General features: G+C 36.3%; 17 protein-coding genes. 16 read left to right on the top strand and 1 reads right to left on the bottom strand.

Annotation, left to right across the window (positions count from 1 at the left end; all coding sequences use genetic code 11):
- The first annotated feature begins 213 nt into the window (after positions 1 to 213).
- From pdhA to AP75_RS09650, 12 genes are all read left to right on the top strand, one after another.
- Positions 214 to 1218, top strand: a complete 1005-nt coding sequence (gene pdhA, locus AP75_RS09595; RefSeq protein WP_031503198.1) for a pyruvate dehydrogenase (acetyl-transferring) E1 component subunit alpha — start codon at positions 214 to 216, stop codon at positions 1216 to 1218.
- A gap of 67 nt (positions 1219 to 1285) precedes the next feature.
- On the top strand, positions 1286 to 2911 hold the full coding sequence (locus AP75_RS09600; protein ID WP_088264473.1) for a pyruvate dehydrogenase complex dihydrolipoamide acetyltransferase: 1626 nt from the start codon (positions 1286 to 1288) through the stop codon (positions 2909 to 2911).
- 93 nt (positions 2912 to 3004) lie between these two features.
- Positions 3005 to 3673 carry an ABC transporter ATP-binding protein gene (locus AP75_RS09605; RefSeq protein WP_031503200.1) on the top strand — a complete coding sequence of 223 codons (669 nt, stop codon included), beginning with the start codon at positions 3005 to 3007 and terminating at the stop codon, positions 3671 to 3673.
- 78 nt (positions 3674 to 3751) lie between these two features.
- A complete protein-coding gene (gene radC / locus AP75_RS09610) occupies positions 3752 to 4429 on the top strand; it encodes a RadC family protein (protein ID WP_088264475.1) in 678 nt (225 codons plus the stop codon).
- On the top strand, positions 4426 to 5322 hold the full coding sequence (locus tag AP75_RS09615) for a hypothetical protein (protein ID WP_031503203.1): 897 nt from the start codon (positions 4426 to 4428) through the stop codon (positions 5320 to 5322). The genes radC and AP75_RS09615 overlap by 4 nt, the downstream gene beginning before the upstream one ends.
- Positions 5323 to 5442: 120 nt before the next feature.
- Entirely contained in the window at positions 5443 to 5952 is a 510-nt protein-coding gene (locus AP75_RS09620; RefSeq protein WP_088264477.1) for a DUF7935 family protein, read from the top strand.
- A 9-nt stretch (positions 5953 to 5961) separates the two neighbouring features.
- A complete protein-coding gene (locus AP75_RS09625) occupies positions 5962 to 6573 on the top strand; it encodes an inorganic pyrophosphatase (protein ID WP_031503206.1) in 612 nt (203 codons plus the stop codon).
- 156 nt (positions 6574 to 6729) lie between these two features.
- Positions 6730 to 9471 carry a sodium-translocating pyrophosphatase gene (locus AP75_RS09630; RefSeq protein WP_031503208.1) on the top strand — a complete coding sequence of 914 codons (2742 nt, stop codon included), beginning with the start codon at positions 6730 to 6732 and terminating at the stop codon, positions 9469 to 9471.
- 136 nt (positions 9472 to 9607) lie between these two features.
- Positions 9608 to 10072, top strand: coding sequence for a DUF2147 domain-containing protein (locus AP75_RS09635; RefSeq protein WP_034767205.1), 465 nt, complete (start codon positions 9608 to 9610; stop codon positions 10070 to 10072).
- Between the two features lie 5 nt (positions 10073 to 10077).
- Positions 10078 to 10425: a phage holin family protein gene (locus AP75_RS09640; RefSeq protein WP_031503213.1), complete on the top strand. Its 348-nt coding sequence runs from the start codon at positions 10078 to 10080 to the stop codon at positions 10423 to 10425.
- 34 nt (positions 10426 to 10459) lie between these two features.
- Positions 10460 to 10939, top strand: a complete 480-nt coding sequence (locus AP75_RS09645; RefSeq protein ID WP_031502065.1) for a PH domain-containing protein — start codon at positions 10460 to 10462, stop codon at positions 10937 to 10939.
- Between the two features lie 77 nt (positions 10940 to 11016).
- The gene (locus AP75_RS09650) at positions 11017 to 13011 is read left to right on the top strand and encodes a S9 family peptidase (RefSeq protein ID WP_031502064.1); all 1995 of its coding nucleotides are present in this window, start codon (positions 11017 to 11019) and stop codon (positions 13009 to 13011) included.
- A 73-nt stretch (positions 13012 to 13084) separates the two neighbouring features.
- Here the strand turns inward: AP75_RS09650 and AP75_RS09655 are convergent, their stop codons facing one another.
- Positions 13085 to 13633: a hypothetical protein gene (locus AP75_RS09655; protein WP_031502063.1), complete on the bottom strand. Its 549-nt coding sequence runs from the start codon at positions 13631 to 13633 to the stop codon at positions 13085 to 13087.
- Between the two features lie 71 nt (positions 13634 to 13704).
- Between AP75_RS09655 and AP75_RS09660 the strand changes: the two genes are divergently transcribed.
- The 4 genes from AP75_RS09660 (at position 13705) to AP75_RS09675 (ending at position 16962) form a co-directional block, all read left to right on the top strand.
- Positions 13705 to 14208: a DNA-deoxyinosine glycosylase gene (locus tag AP75_RS09660; protein WP_088264479.1), complete on the top strand. Its 504-nt coding sequence runs from the start codon at positions 13705 to 13707 to the stop codon at positions 14206 to 14208.
- Positions 14205 to 14837 (top strand): hypothetical protein, encoded by a 633-nt coding sequence (locus tag AP75_RS09665; protein WP_088264481.1) that lies wholly within the window; start codon positions 14205 to 14207, stop codon positions 14835 to 14837. The genes AP75_RS09660 and AP75_RS09665 overlap by 4 nt, the downstream gene beginning before the upstream one ends.
- 122 nt (positions 14838 to 14959) lie before the next feature.
- Entirely contained in the window at positions 14960 to 16009 is a 1050-nt protein-coding gene (gene queA / locus AP75_RS09670) for a tRNA preQ1(34) S-adenosylmethionine ribosyltransferase-isomerase QueA (protein ID WP_031501677.1), read from the top strand.
- 92 nt (positions 16010 to 16101) lie between these two features.
- Positions 16102 to 16962, top strand: a complete 861-nt coding sequence (locus AP75_RS09675; RefSeq protein ID WP_031501678.1) for a hypothetical protein — start codon at positions 16102 to 16104, stop codon at positions 16960 to 16962.
- Position 16963 lies beyond the last annotated feature (1 nt).

Here is a 16963-nt window from a genome sequence, read left to right on the forward strand (position 1 = left end):
TTCACTGTAATTTAATTGATTAGTAACCAACAAGTTACGGAAAATAAACAACATAAACAACTGACAATCAGTTTTTTATAAGATTATTTTATAAAATAAACGCCGTACGAATTTTTCTAATTTAATTTTTAAACAGGCTCTTAATATTTATCAAGATAAGCTAGCAGTAAAGACAAAGATTTTTATTATTTTTGCTAAATATTGCGATTAAATATGAAAGAATTTTCAAAAGATGTGTACCTTAAATGGTATGAAGAAATGACGATGTGGAGAAGGTTTGAAGACAAATGCCGATCTCTTTACCTCAAACAGAAAATCCGTGGGTTTTTGCATTTGTACAACGGGCAGGAAGCAATTCCCGCTGGTTTTGCACATGCAATGGATCTTACAAAAGACAGCATGATTACCGCTTACCGATGCCACATCCATCCTATGGCGATGGGGGTTGATCCGAAAAGGATTATGGCGGAGATTTGCGGTAAAGCTACGGGAACTTCAGGTGGAATGGGTGGTTCAATGCACATTTTCAGCAAAGAAAAAAGATTCTATGGTGGCCACGGTATTGTTGGCGGTCAAATTCCTTTGGGAGCAGGAATCGCTTTTGCTGATAAATATTTCGAAACTGGTGGCGTGAATATCTGTTTCTTCGGTGATGGGGCAGCAAGACAAGGTTCTCTTCATGAAACCTTCAACATGGCGATGAACTGGAAACTTCCTGTAGTTTTCGTTGTAGAAAACAATCAATATGCGATGGGAACTTCTGTAAAAAGAACTGCTAACCACGAAGATATCTACAAATTAGGACTTGGTTACGAAATGCCATGTTTTCCTGTAGATGCGATGGATCCTGAAAAAGTAGCTGAAGCGGCATACGAAGCCATCGAAAGAGCAAGAAGAGGAGACGGACCAACTTTTATCGAGGCAAGAACTTACCGATACAGAGGTCACTCGATGTCAGATGCGGAACCTTACAGAACTAAAGACGAGGTAGCTGAGCATAAAAAGGATGATCCTATCGAAATCGTGAAGAAAAAAATTCTGGACAATAATTGGGCGACCGAAGATGAGTTAAGTGCTCTTGACGAAAAATCAAAAGAATTCGTTGAAGAATGTGTAGAATTTATGGAACAATCTCCTTATCCAACTGCAGATAAATTGTACGCATACGTTTACGCGCAAGAAGATTATCCATTCCTTAATAAATTAGAAAATAATTAATCATTTATTTTGAAAACGAAAACAGACTTTCTCGCAATCGTTTTTAAATTTTAAATAAGAAAAATATATGGCTGAAGTAATTACAATGCCGCGTCTTTCCGATACAATGACGGATGGTAAAGTGGCTAAATGGCACAAAAAAGTTGGTGATCCAGTAAAAGAAGGAGATATTTTGGCTGAAATTGAAACCGATAAAGCCGTTCAGGATTTCGAATCGGAATTCAACGGAACACTTCTATACATCGGCACCGAAGAGGGTGGATCTTCTCCCGTTGATGCGGTCTTGGCTATTATCGGTGAGGCAGGTGAAGATATTTCAGATTTAAAAGGTGGAAATGAAGCTGCAGGAATTCCCGAAGAAAATAAAACTGAAGATAATATTACTGCTGTGAAAACTACAAAACCTGTGGAAAAAGAAGAAGCGCAAACTGCTGCTAAAGTTCCTGCAGGTGTTGAAATTATTACCATGCCTCGTCTTTCGGATACAATGACTGAAGGAAAAGTAGCGAAATGGCATAAAAAAGTAGGAGATTCCGTTAAAGAAGGCGATATTTTAGCAGAAATAGAAACAGATAAAGCTGTTCAAGATTTCGAATCAGAATTCAACGGAAATCTTTTATATATCGGTACCGAAGAAGGGGGGGCAAGCCCTGTAGATGAGGTTTTAGCTATTATTGGTCCAGCAGGAACTGATGTTTCCGGAATTCTTTCCGGAGGTGGAAAAAAATCCGAATCTCAACCAGTTGCTGAAGAGAAAGTAGAAAAATTGACGGAGTCACAAACTGCGCCGGTTGCAAGTTCATCAAATGAAAGAATTGCAATTTCTCCTTTAGCCAAGAAAATTGCGGAGGAAAAAGGCATCGATGTTCATGCTTTGAAAGGAACGGGTGAAAACGGAAGAATTGTTAAAAAAGATGTTGAAGGTTTCAGCCCTGCTGCAACTTCTTCAAATCAACCGAAACCGGCTCAAGCCGAGGCAAAACAAGCTCCGCAAGTAATGAATTTTGTTCAAGGAGAAGATTCTGAAACTCCAAATTCTCAGGTGAGAAACATCATCGCAAAAAGACTTTCTGAAAGTAAATTCACTGCGCCACATTATTATCTGATTGTAGAAATCAACATGGATAAAGCAATTGAGGCCAGAAAAGAAATTAATTCCCTACCGGATACCAAAATTTCATTTAACGATATGGTGATTAAAGCTACCGCAATGGCATTAAGAAAACATCCACAAGTGAATTCTACATGGCATGCTGATAAAATTGTTCACCACGGTAATATCAATATTGGTGTGGCAGTAGCAATTCCAGATGGTTTGGTGGTTCCTGTTTTGAAAAATGCAGATCAAATGAACTACAATCAGATTTCCGCTGCGGTAAAAGACTTGGCAGGTAGAGCGAAGTCTAAAGGTTTGAAAGCCAATGAAATGGAAGGTTCTACTTTCTCTATTTCCAACCTTGGAATGTTTGGTATCGAAACCTTTACTTCAATTATCAATCAACCGAATTCCGCGATTCTTTCCGTAGGTGCAATTATAGAAAAACCTATCGTGAAAGATGGTCAAATCGTTGTTGGAAACACCATGAAACTTTCATTGGCATGTGACCACAGAGTAGTCGATGGCGCTACGGGAGCAGAATTTTTGCAAACTTTGAGAACTTATTTGGAGCAACCTTTGACTCTATTGCTCTAGTTTTCATAAAACATATTTCAAAATCCTTTCAAAATATTTTTGGAAGGATTTTTTTCTTTAAATATTACAATCATTTTCACTATTTTTGAAGTTATGATAAGAGCAAAAAATATTCATAAATCATACGGAGATTTAGAGGTTTTGAAAGGAGTCGATATTCATATCTTGGAGGGAGAGGTTGTTTCTATCGTTGGAGAATCCGGCGCCGGAAAATCTACACTTCTGCAGATTCTTGGAACGCTCGATACTCCCACGGATCCTAAAAATTTCGATACAGAAATCGCTTTGGCAGGGAAGTCCTTTATTAATATGAATGACCGGCAACTTTCTAAATTTCGCAATGAAAATATTGGTTTTGTCTTTCAATTTCATCAACTTCTACCGGAATTTACGGCTTTAGAAAACGTATTGCTACCGACCAGAATTTCCGGGAAAAATGAAAAAGAGTCTTTGGAAAAAGCATACTCACTGTTTGAAGATTTGAATATCGCGCACCGACTTCATCATAAACCCAACGAAATGTCGGGTGGTGAAGCGCAAAGAGCCGCGGTTGCAAGAGCATTAATCAATTCACCGAAGATTATTTTTGCAGACGAACCCACAGGAAATTTAGATTCCAAAAATGCAGACGATTTGCACCAACTTTTTTTTGATCTTCGTGATAAGTACAACCAAACATTTGTTATCGTAACGCACAATGCGGGTTTAGCGGCCATTACAGATCGAAAATTTGTCATGAAAGATGGTCAAATCATTTCTTAATTGTAATTGGAATTCCCATTCCTAATTTTTTTTAGTAACTTTAAAAGATTGAATATTCAGCATTAAATAACCTTCACCATGTCCATAAAGTTTCTAGCTGAAGACGACCGACCACGGGAAAAATTTTTACTGAAAGGTAAAAATTCTCTTTCTGATGCAGAATTGCTGGCAATCATTATGGGAAGTGGAAATCGGGAAGATTCCGCAGTGGATTTAAGTAGAAAAATTCTGAATTCTGTAGCAAATAATTGGCATAATTTATCCTTACTTTCGATTTCGGATTTGATGAAATTTAAAGGAATAGGCGAGGCGAAAGCAATTTCGATAGCCACTGCACTAGAAATTGGCCGAAGAAGAGCTTCACAAGAAGTTCCAGAAAGAGTGAAAATCAGCGACAGCAAAGATTTTTATTCGGTTTTACATCCGTATTTATCAGATTTGCAAACGGAGGAATTTTGGGTAGTTTTTCTAAACCAAAACAATAAAGTTTTAGGAAAATCGAGACTTTTTTCTGGAGGAATTAACCAATCGGTTGTTGATATCCGGATTTTGTTTAAGACTGCATTGGAATGTTTCGCCACCGCAATTGGCATTGCCCACAATCACCCTTCCGGAAATCTGAAGCCCAGCCAAGAGGATTTGCGAATTACCAAACAAATCAGCGATGCGGGAAAATTACTAAATATTCAACTGTTGGATCATTTAATTATTTCACAAAATTCTTATTTCAGTTTTGCTGATGAAAATTTGTTATGATAAGACGATTAAAGTACCAAGAAATAGATTTTGGTAAATATGAAGAATGCCTGTTGCGATCGGAACAATATAAATATTCGGCAGAAAAACAGTATTTGGATATTACCTCACAAAAAAAATGGGAACTTCTCGTTTATAAAGACTACGAGGCCTTAATGCCGGTTCCTTACATCCGAAAAATGGGCATCAAGATTGTAGTAAATCCTAAACTTTGTCAGCAACTTGGTGTTTTTTCAGAATCGGATTCAGTCGAAATTAATGATTTGTTTTTAAAATATTTTGAGAAAAAATATCGGATTTGGTATTATGCTTTTAATGATAAAAACGGTTTTTCGAAGCATTTAAACCAAAGAAAAAATTTCCTTATTTTTCCTAATCAATATGAGAACGTTCAAAAAAAATATTCTCCGAAAAGAAAACGAAAACTACGATTGGATCCAGAAGTTTTGGAGGAATCTCAGCTTTCAGGTGATGTTCATTTTGATGAAGCCAAACACTTTATCGAAAAGAATATGATGGGAGCAAATAAAAAAAGTGATTTGGCTGATTTTATAAGGATTTTTGAAGCATTTTTTCATGAAAATACACTTCAGCTTTATGCATTTTACTATCAAAAAAAGATGATTAATTTGATTGCACTGCATGTAAGTTCGCAGTCGGTGACGCTTTTGGGAACATTTAATGATAAAAACTTCGTGAAATTGAGCGGAGCTTCGGTGCTCATAGATCACGCAATAAAAAATCATATTGAAACTAAAATTTTCGATTTTGAAGGGAGCGAAATTCCTTCTGTAGAAGAGTTTTTTCGTGGTTTTCGGCCGGAATTAAGGCCTTATTCAGCCATTCAAAATTCAAAGAAAAAGTTGGTGAAAAAAATATTGTTTTTAAGTTGAACTTATTTTTAAATAAATTTATTTTCCCATTCATATTTGTTTTTAACCAAAAAAAATCGTTAAAAAGTAATTTTTCTAGAATAGCTAAAAAGTCGTAATTTTGCACTCTTATTATTGTTTATGATCGATTCGCCTTATTTTCCGTATGCTTTTGCTCTGTTGGTAGCATTGCCATTTGTGGTCTTCATCAGGCAGTTTGTTTTTAGCTATATTAAACTCAAAAATCAGGAAATAAAATTATTAACAATTAAAGGCAATTCCGAACAGCGGGTTCATGCTTACGAGCGGCTCACCCTTTTTTTAGAGAGGTTAAAACCCTCGAATTTAGTCACAAAATTTGATAAAAATCTTGCTCCTCACGAATTTGTTTTTCTAATTGAAAAGACGATTAATGACGAATTTGATTATAATGCATCACAACAGCTTTATATCACCGCTAAAACTTGGAAAAATGTAGTCAATTGCAAAAATAACATGTTGCATTTGCTTCATAAAACCTATGAAAATCTAGGCAACAATTTATCTTTGGACGATTATAAAACAATTTTTTTGATGAATTATATGAATGAAGAAGATTTCATCGCGAATTGTTTAGAAGAATTAAGAAAAGAAAATTTAATAGTAAATTAATATAAATAAATGATACCAAATTTTAAAGCACATCCTTGGCATGGGATTTCTGCAGGTGCAGAAGCGCCAGATGTTGTGAACGTTTTTGTAGAAATCGTTCCTTCCGATACCATCAAATACGAAATCGATAAACAAAGTGGTTACCTTAAAGTTGACCGTCCGCAACAGTTTTCCAATATTATTCCAGCTTTGTACGGATTTATTCCAAGAACGTATTGCCACGATGAAGTGCTGAAATTGGCCATCGAAAGTGGTGCAACAGATGTTACTGTTGGAGATTTAGATCCACTTGATATTTGTGTGCTAAGTTCGCACAATATTCACGCAGGAGGAATGTTGATGGAGGCAATTCCAATCGGAGGTTTCAAAATGATTGATAAAGGAGAAGCAGATGATAAAATCGTTGCGGTGATGAAGGGTGATCACGCTTTTGGGCATTTCCGCGATGTTACAGAATTACCACAAGCTGAAATCAAGAGATTGATGCACTACTTCTTGACCTACAAAAATCTTCCGGATGAGCCGGCAAAATGTAGAATCGAGGAAGTTTACGGAGCTGAACATGCTAAAAAAGTGATCAAAGCTTCTCAAAAAGATTATGCAAGTAAATTTGGAGGTTAATCCAAAATACTTCTCAGTTATAGTAAAAACAGGTGTTCGCATCTGTTTTTTTTTGTTGATTTTCATCATGAAAAAAAATTACAAGTAATTGAAAATAAATGTGTACTTTAGATTTAAGGTTTTATTTAACAGTTTGTTAACATTAAAAAATAATCTATGAATCTATTTATTTTAGTACCTATTTTTGGTATTTTGGCCTTAATCTACACCTTTGTTCAAAGCGCATGGGTGAGTAAACAAAACGCGGGAAACGATCGGATGAAAGAAATCAGCGGTCACATAGCGGATGGTGCAATGGCTTTCTTAAAAGCAGAATACAAAATCATGCTGTATTTTGTGGTCATTGTATCTATTTTGCTTGGTGTGATGGGCGCATCGAATGCTAATTCCCATTGGAGTATAGGATTGGCATTTATTGTTGGCGCAATTCTTTCGGCATTAGCAGGTTTTATTGGGATGAAAATCGCCACCAAAGCTAATGTTAGAACTGCCGAAGCCGCGAAAACCTCTTTATCTAAAGCTTTGAAAGTTTCTTTTACAGGTGGTTCTGTCATGGGAATGGGGGTTGCTGGTTTGGCGGTTTTGGGATTAGGTGCTTTATACCTGATCATTAAGCAAATTTTCGCGCCAGGTTCGCCCGTTGATTCTCATGAAATGGAAAAAACCATCGAAATTCTTACCGGATTTTCATTGGGAGCAGAATCGATTGCGCTTTTTGCAAGAGTAGGTGGCGGTATTTACACCAAAGCAGCCGATGTGGGTGCTGATTTAGTAGGTAAAGTAGAAGCTGGAATTCCGGAAGATGATCCCCGAAATCCAGCTACAATTGCGGATAACGTGGGCGACAACGTAGGTGATGTTGCCGGAATGGGAGCGGATTTGTTCGGTTCTTATGTAGCAACTGTTTTAGCAACAATGGTTTTGGGTAGAGAAACTTTTTCCCAAGATGCATTCGGTGGGTATGCACCGATTCTTTTGCCAATGCTTATCGCAGGAACGGGAATTATTTTTTCAATGATTGGAACTTTATTTGTGAAAATTGCAGATCAAACAGAATTGGATACGGCACCTGTGCAAAATGCCTTGAATTTAGGAAATTGGGGAAGTATCGTACTTACAGCGGTTTCCTCTTATTTTCTTGTTAATTATTTATTGCCGGAAACAATGACTTTAAGAGGTCATGAATTCACAAAAATGGGTGTTTTCGGAGCCATCATAGTAGGATTAATTGTAGGAACATTGATGAGTATCATTACCGAATATTATACCGCAATGGGCAAAAGACCTGTAAAAAGTATCGTAAAACAATCTTCAACTGGTCACGCAACCAATATTATTGGTGGTTTATCTGTCGGAATGGAATCTACCTTATTACCGATTTTGGTTTTAGCTGGTGGAATTTATGGATCTTTTCTTTGCGCAGGACTTTATGGAGTCGCAATCGCAGCAGCCGGAATGATGGCTACAACTGCAATGCAATTAGCAATTGACGCTTTCGGTCCTATCGCTGATAACGCTGGTGGTATTGCCGAAATGAGCGAATTACCGAAGGAAGTTCGAGAAAGAACAGACATTTTGGATGCTGTTGGAAATACTACCGCTACAACAGGAAAAGGTTTTGCAATCGCATCAGCAGCATTAACGGCTTTGGCTTTATTTGCAGCTTTCGTTGGAATTGCGGGTATCGATGGAATTGATATTTATCGCGCTGATGTTTTAGCTGGATTGTTTGTTGGAGCAATGATTCCGTTTATATTTTCTTCATTAGCCATCACCGCTGTTGGGCAAGCTGCAATGGCCATGGTGGAGGAAGTGAGACGACAATTCAGAGAAATCCCCGGAATTCTTGAAGGAAAAGCCACCCCTGAGTACGAGAAATGTGTCGCGATCTCTACGGATGCTTCCATTAAAAAAATGTTACTTCCGGGAGCAATTGCGATCGTTTCCCCACTTCTTGTTGGTTTTATTTTTGGGCCTGAAGTTTTAGGTGGATTTTTAGCAGGAGCTACTGTTTCTGGCGTGTTGATGGGAATGTTCCAGAATAACGCTGGTGGAGCTTGGGACAATGCAAAAAAATCTTTTGAAAAAGGTGTTGATATCAATGGACAAACTTATTACAAAGGTTCTGATCCTCACAAAGCGTCCGTAACCGGAGATACAGTCGGAGATCCGTTCAAAGATACCTCCGGGCCTTCGATGAATATTTTAATCAAATTAATGTCGATTGTTTCATTGGTAATAGCGCCTACATTGGCTATTTTACATAAAGATAAAATCGAGGAAAACAGAAAATTAAAATTAGAATCTTTGATGGCAAATGCTGGAACTATGGCCGCTACAACTGTTGCTGTCCAAGGAATGAACGCAGGAACTTCATTAGAAGCCCAAGAAGTAAAAGGTAGCCTGAATGAAGAAGGAGATTTCGTGTACGATACTGGTGATATTCAAGAAATTAAATTAACCAATAAATCCATTGCTATCGGAGAAAACAGCCAGTTATATGCCATGTATAACGGAGTGAAATTGGAAGATCAAAAAATTCTAAATCCCAACCAATGGTACACCATTGAAAACCTTTATTTCCAAAGTGGAAGCGGAGATTTGAAGCCTGGTTCCGAAGCGCAACTAAATAATTTGGCCGAAATCATGAATGCGTATCCTAATCTTAAAGTGAAATTAGGTGGATATACCGACAATACCGGAAACGAAAGTAGCAACTTGAAATTATCAAACCTTCGTGCACAAACTGCAAAATTGAAATTGCTAGAAATGGGAATTTCTGCCGACAGAATAGAAGTGGAAGGATATGGTTCGCAATTCCCGGTATGCGAAGCCAATGATACCGATGAATGCAAAGCTCAAAACAGAAGAATTGATGTAAGAGTTCTAAGTTTCTAAGAAAATATGATTACGTATGATGAAATCCCCGCTTTGAGTTGGGATTTTTCTATTATGGTATTTTTTTAATTAAAATTTAAAAATTTCATGAATTAACTTAAAAAAATGGCAAAAATCTTGTATATTGCTTTGGAAAATGGAGAGATTTTTTTTAATAGCATTCAACCTCATTTTTTTTACTGTGAGTGGCCAATCCAAAGCAGATTTAGTTTTGGGAAGTTGGCTTGCCACGGATAAAAGTGTAGCGGTAGAAGTGTATAAATTAAATGATGAATTTCGGGCAAAAGTACTATGGTTCGATCAAACTTTGGGCAGCGGAAAACCTATGAATATGCGCTACGATACGGAAAATCCCAACCCTGCTCTTCGTAAAAGAAAAATACTCGGAATGGAAATTCTAGAAGGATTGCGCTATAATGCTCACAATCATTCGTGGGAAAATGGAAAAATCTATGATGCCACCTGCGGTAGATATTGGGATTCTTCCGCTAGTTTAACCAAAGATGGAATCTTAAAAGTACGAGGTTTTTGGAAATTCAAATGGATCGGAAAATCCATGACATTTAAGAAAATATCAAACGATGTATTAACTAAATTATAATTTATATGAACTTAATTATCAGACTTTTAGTAACTGCTATAGTTGCTTTTTTCCTTACCAAAGTATTATCAGGTGTTCACATCGATGGATTTTCTACGGCAATTGTTTTTGCCATCGTCTTAGGTGTTTTAAATTTAATTGTTACTCCAATTCTGAAAATTTTAGGATTACCATTAACAATTCTTACCCTCGGACTTTTTTCTCTAGTAATCAATGCTTTGGTAATTTTAATTGCCGATTATTTTATCGATGGGATGCAAGTTGATGGATTCTGGTGGGCATTTATTTTCAGCATCGCACTTTCATTAATCACATCATTGCTCAGCGGGATTTATACTTCCTCAAAAGACTAATTTCAACTTCAATTTTTCCTTTTATTTTGAGAAAATGAAAACTTTTCCGACAGCCAAAATGGATCTTCAAACCAAGATTTTTACTATTCTTTTTGGTTTAATTTGCCTTGTTGTAATTGGTTTTGGCGGTTATGAAATTTTTACCGAAAAAGCTTTTTTTCTACTATTTCCTGTGGCGGTAGTTTGCATTGCATTAATTTCGTCCTATTTGATGATTCCGGAAATTTCTGTGGATGCGCAGAAGAATATTTTAATTAAAAACAATTTTGTGAATTTTAAAATTAAAAGAGAAGAAATTGCAGAATTAGACATCATTACGGGAAAAAAATTCAACATCCGAACCTTTGGCGTTGGAGGATTGTTTGGTTATTTCGGTTATTTCAACGGAAACGATGTTTGGTATGTCACGAATCTCGACAAGAAAATACAAATCACAATGAAATCCGGAAAAACTTACATGATTTCGCCCGAAAATACTGAAGATTACCTTAGAGAACTTGAGCTTGTGCAATAATTTATCGGCTTAATTTTCTTTATATTTGTCAAACTGCAGTCTGGAATTTCTTACTGCAGTTTTTTAAATTAATTTTTATGAAGCTAAAACACACCATTCTCGCTATTGCAGCACCTTTTCTTATGAATGCACAAAATGTTATGACGCCGGAAATTCTTTGGACGCTCAATAAATTAAGTGTTACCGCAGTTTCTCCGGATCAGTCTTCCTTAATTTATTCCATCGGGAAAACCGACCTAAAAACCGAAAAGAATAATAAGAAAAACTATTTTTTTAACATAGAAACGGCAGAATCTACGAATCTGGATTTAGGTAAAAAAGCGTTGATCCAGTGGGATAAAAACGGAATTTATGCTCAGGAAGGAGATAAAATTTTTCTATCGAAAGATGCCGGAAAAACATGGATAGAATTCTACACCATTGGTGATGCTGATAATATTGTAATTTCTCCTGATGGAAAAAAAGTAGCATTCAGCAAGCAGGTTTTGGTTGAAAAAGTGATGGGAAAGGATAAATATTCGGATGTTCCGAAAACTACCGCGCACATTTATACCGACCTCAATCACCGTCATTGGGATTATTTTAATGAAGGAAAATACAACCATGTTTTTGTCGTAAATGTTTCACAAAACGTAGAAAATGCTAAGGATTTGCTTGAAGGAAAAATGTGGGATTCACCGCAAAGACCATTTGGTGGAGCTGAAGATTTTATTTGGAGTCCGGATTCTAGCCAATTGCTATATGTTACTAAACCATTGAGCGGCACTGAATATGCAAAATCTACCAATACTGATATTTTCGTGTATGATTTGAGTTCAGGTATGACCAAAAATCTTACAGAAAGCAATAAGGGGTACGATATGGGACCGAAATTTTCACCGGACGGAAAAACTCTTTTGTGGATGTCGATGGAAAGAGATGGTTATGAAGCGGATAAAAACGATATCAAAATCATGGATTGGAAATCTCAAAAAGTTTCCAACCTTACTAAAGATTGGGACGAAAGTGTAGTAGGTGACGTTTTTTGGGCTGCAGATTCTAAGACGATTTATTATACCACAGCGTTTAGAGGTACCAAGCAACTTTTCTCTTTAAATCCGAAAACCGCAAAAATCCAACAGATAACCAAAGGAGATTTTGATGTTAATGAAATTTTGGCGCAGAACAAAAATACATTATTAGTTACCAGAACCGATATCAATCACAATCCGGATTTGTTTTCTGTTGATTTAAAAAACGGAGAGATGAAGCAGGTTACAGATATCAACAAACATAATTACGCCAAATTAACTCCCGGAAAATCTGAGTTGAAAATGGTGAAAACCACCGACGGAAAAGAAATGGGAGTGTGGTTCCATTATCCACCAAATTTCGATCCTAACAAAAATTATCCTACCCTTTTATACTGCCAAGGTGGTCCACAATCAGCTTTAACCCAATTTTTCAGCACCCGATGGAATTTTGCTTTGATGGCTGCTAATGGATATATCGTAGTCGCACCAAACCGCCGAGGTATGCCGGGTTGGGGAACACAATGGAACGAGGAAATCTCGAAAGATTGGGGCGGTCAACCGATGAGAGATTATCTTGCTGCCGCAGATTACGCGAAAACATTACCTTATGTAGATGGCGATAGAATGGGAGCGGTAGGAGCGAGCTACGGTGGATACAGCGTTTTCATGTTGGCGGGAATTCACAATAATCGTTTTAAAACCTTCATCGCGCACGATGGGTTGTTCGATATGAAATCTTGGGCGCTAACAACCGATGAATTATGGTTTGCCAATTGGGATGTGGGAAGTCCAATGGAAAAACCGCTTCCTAAAGCTTTCACCGAATTCAATCCAATTAACTTTGTGGATCAATGGAATAAACCAATGATGATCATCCAGGGCGGAATCGATTATCGAGTGCCCTATGAGCAAGGTCAGGAAGCATTTCAAGCTGCAAAACTTCACGGTTTGAAGGCGAAATTCCTGTATTTTCCGAACGAAAATCACTGGGTTTTGAACGCTCACAACGGTCTGGTATGGCAGAGAGAATTTTTCGATTGGTTAAGAGAAACCCTGTAATCGGACTTTCAAATAAAAAAAAGGCTTCTGAAATTGTTCGGAAGCTTTTTTGTTATATAAGAAATTGTGTTTTTTATAATTGAACTTTCACATTGAAACCTGAGTTGATTTTCAGAGTAATTTGGTCTGCCGAAAGTCTGCTGCCTTGAATTTCAAAAATCAATGAATTCTGAGAAGTTCGAAAATATTCCAAGAGTTCTTCGTTGGCAACGGTGAAAGTAATCGTATCTGGATTCGTATTGTTCAATGCTGTTGCAATTAACTTTTCCGGAAGATTTGGTGCTTTGATGTAAATTTTTGCGTCTTTAATGACATCCAACTTTGTATCAAATTGTGAACTTACATATTGCATATTCAACGAATTGAGCTTTACAGATTTTAGATTATTGATCGAAAATTTGGGGTTGTTTTCTTTAATTGATTTATCCAAATCAATATTCATCGGGATTTCCGGCGTTCGTGTGTAGGAAGTTGTACTCAAAGTTGCAAGCGGAACAGTTACATTGGTGGTAAATGGAACATCGAAAGGTGGTAATGCATCAAGTACTGAATTGGCGATTTCTCTACAACTTGTCGTAAAAAGCAACACCATCATTCCAAAAATTAATGATAATTTTTTCATAATTAAAAATTTAATATATTTAAAACTGCATTAATCATCCCAAAAAATTATTTAGTTGCAAAAAAAATCAAATGAATTTTAAAGAGTCGCCAAACCGAATTTCTTCCTTTGATCCAATAGTTTCGGAAGATGCCAAAATTTTAATTTTAGGTTCTGTACCGGGCGCGAAATCTTTGGAGATGGAAGAATATTACGCACATCCTCAAAACCAATTTTGGAAGATTATTTTTCATTTATTTAATGAAAATTTGACGTCAGATTATGGTGAAAAATTAGAATTTTTAAAAATAAATAATATTGCTCTTTGGGATGTAATCGATACTTGCGAACGAAAAGGAAGTCTAGATTCTGAAATTAGAAATGAAGAAGCGAACGATATTCAGCAATTGCTGCAAAACTACCCAAGTATTAAAGCTATTTTTTGCAATGGGCAGAAATCATTTAAAAATTTACAAAAAATAATGGGAAAAGAATGTGCAATTCCTATATTCGTTTTGCCGTCAACCAGTCCACTTCACACGATTTCCTTCGAAAAAAAACTCAGAGAATGGGAAATCTTAAAATCGTTTTTATGAAAAAAATTTATGCTTTTACTTTTCTACTGCTTTTTGCAATAGGTAATTCACAGACTTATTCATTTGATTTTCTTACCAAATATATTGCGGTTGGTAAAAATGAGAATGTACAGAATGAAGTTGTGAACTATTTTAATACCGATAATTTCAATTATTATTTAAGACTTTTACGAGGTTCAGAAAATTTCTATGCCTATCTTACGGATGAGGAGCAAAACAAAGTACACGAGTTTGAGGTAACTGAAATTAAAAATGGAAAGGGAATTATTTTTAGTTTTAAATATATAAAAACGAATAGTTTACATAAACACCCTATATCTCAGAATCACTATCGATATGAATGGAGTAACAAAAGCAATACTGGAGCAACCTTGAAAATTTTTAAAACCAGAAAAGCTAAAAAACCGAGTAAAGAATATCAATTTTCCTTTAAAAAAGCCAATAAAAATTTGTTTCCAGTATTTCGAATTGCAATAATGCATCCTTTCGAAAATGAGAAAAATATTAACATTGATGAAAATATAATTGTTGAAAATGCGAAGTACACATGTAATTATCCGCCTTGTAGCTGCGATTTTCGTTTAGCTGAGTACAAAAATGTACGTCTGGATTTGACTGTTCCGCAATAATGAAATTTTTAAAAAAATTGCGTTTTAATAATAAACTTGACAAAGCCTCCTCAATGTCGTATATTTGCAGGCCGGAAATCATTGGGTTTTCGGATATTAATTTTTAAACCGTAATTTAAAAAATGAAAACATCTGATTTCAATTTCCATTTACCGGAAGAACTTTTGGCAGAACATCCCGCTGAGCATAGAGACGAATCGAAACTGATGGTTTTGGATCGAAAAACACAAACCATTGAGCATAAATTATTCAAAGATGTAGTCGATTATTTCGATGAGCACGATCTTTTCATCTTCAACAATACTAAAGTTTTCCCAGCAAGATTGTACGGAAACAAAGAAAAAACCGGCGCAAAAATCGAAGTTTTTCTGTTAAGAGAACTCGATAAAGAAACCAGAGTTTGGGACGTGTTGGTAGATCCTGCAAGAAAAATCAGAATCGGAAATAAATTATTCTTCACCGAAGACGAATCTTTGGTTGCTGAAGTGATCGATAACACGACTTCTAGAGGAAGAACTTTGAGATTTTTGTATGATGGTTCTTACGAAGAATTTCGTGCTAAATTAAAGGAACTGGGTGAAACTCCACTTCCAAAGTACATCAAAAGACCAGTTGAACCGGAAGATGCTGAACGTTACCAAACCATCTACGCAAAACACGAAGGTGCTGTAGCAGCTCCGACTGCCGGTTTGCACTTCTCGAAACATTTGATGAAAAAACTCGAAATCAAAGGAATCGATTTCGCTGAAGTTACGCTTCACGTTGGCCTAGGAACGTTCAACCCGATTGAAGTGGAAGATTTGAGCAAACACAAAATGGAATCTGAGGAAGCTATTATTGATCAGGTAAATGCTGATATTATTAACAAAGCCGTTGCTGAACAAAGAAGAGTTTGCGCAGTAGGAACCACCACAATGCGCGCTTTGGAAACCTCAGTTTCTTCCAACAAAAAAATTGGTGCTTACCACGGTTGGACCAATAAATTTATCTTCCCACCACACGAATTCGGAGTCGCAAATGCAATGATTACCAATTTCCACACGCCAAAATCGACTTTGTTGATGATGGTCGCGGCATTTGCAGGGAAAGATTTCGTGATGCACGCTTACGAAGAAGCCATTAAAAATGAATACAAATTCTTCACCTATGGTGACGCAATGCTGATTTTGTAAATGAGTACAAAAAAGAATTAGAATTTTTAATGAATGCACAATTTCGGTTGTGCATTCTTATTTTAGTAATTTTGAATATTCATATAAAAATTATGAAAGCCTTATTTTTTTCCGCCATCATCTTATTCGCGACCAACTGCCGACAAAATGCGCAACAACGTATCAAAGTTGTTACTACGCTTCCCAAGGAAATCAAAGAAGCATCGGCGTGCGAAATTTCCACAGCATCTAATTTAATTTGGACCATAGAAGATCAAGGCAATGAAAATTTGCTTTTCGGATTTAATAAAAATGGCGAACTGATTCGCAAAATCAGGATTTCAAACGTGGAAAACAATGATTGGGAAGACCTTTCTTCTGATGACGAAGGGAACCTCTACATCGGGGATTTCGGGAATAATGATAACGAGAGACAGAATTTGGCCATTTATAAAATTAATGCCTCTGATTTGATTAAAGGTGAAGCGAATGCTTCGGAAATTGTCCAGTTCTATTATCCTGAACAAAAAGATTTCCCGCCAAAGAAGAAAGAAAAGGTGTTTGATGTAGAATCTTTTTTCTTTTATAACAATCATTTTTATTTGTTTACTAAAAACAGAAGTTCAAAATTTGATGGAACCACTTCTCTGTACCGCTTGGATAACAATTCCCAAACAAAACTTCCAGCGAAGAAATTAGCTGAGTTTGTGACTTGTGGTAATTTCAACCATTGCGCTGTAACAAGTGCAGCCATAAGTCCGGATAAAAAGAAAGTTGCACTTTTGAGTTCCGATAAAGTATGGATTTTCACTGATTTTAAAGATGATAATTTCTTTTCAGGAAAATCGAAAATGATTGAATTGGAAAATTTTACTCAAAAAGAAGGACTGTGTTTTGAAACCAACGAAACTATTTTGATTACTGATGAATCAGCAAAAAAAGGAGATTCTTTTCTTTATCGATTAAAGCTGTAAT

This window comes from Kaistella haifensis DSM 19056 (assembly GCF_000735695.2).
Taxonomy (GTDB): Bacteria; Bacteroidota; Bacteroidia; order Flavobacteriales; family Weeksellaceae; genus Kaistella; species Kaistella haifensis.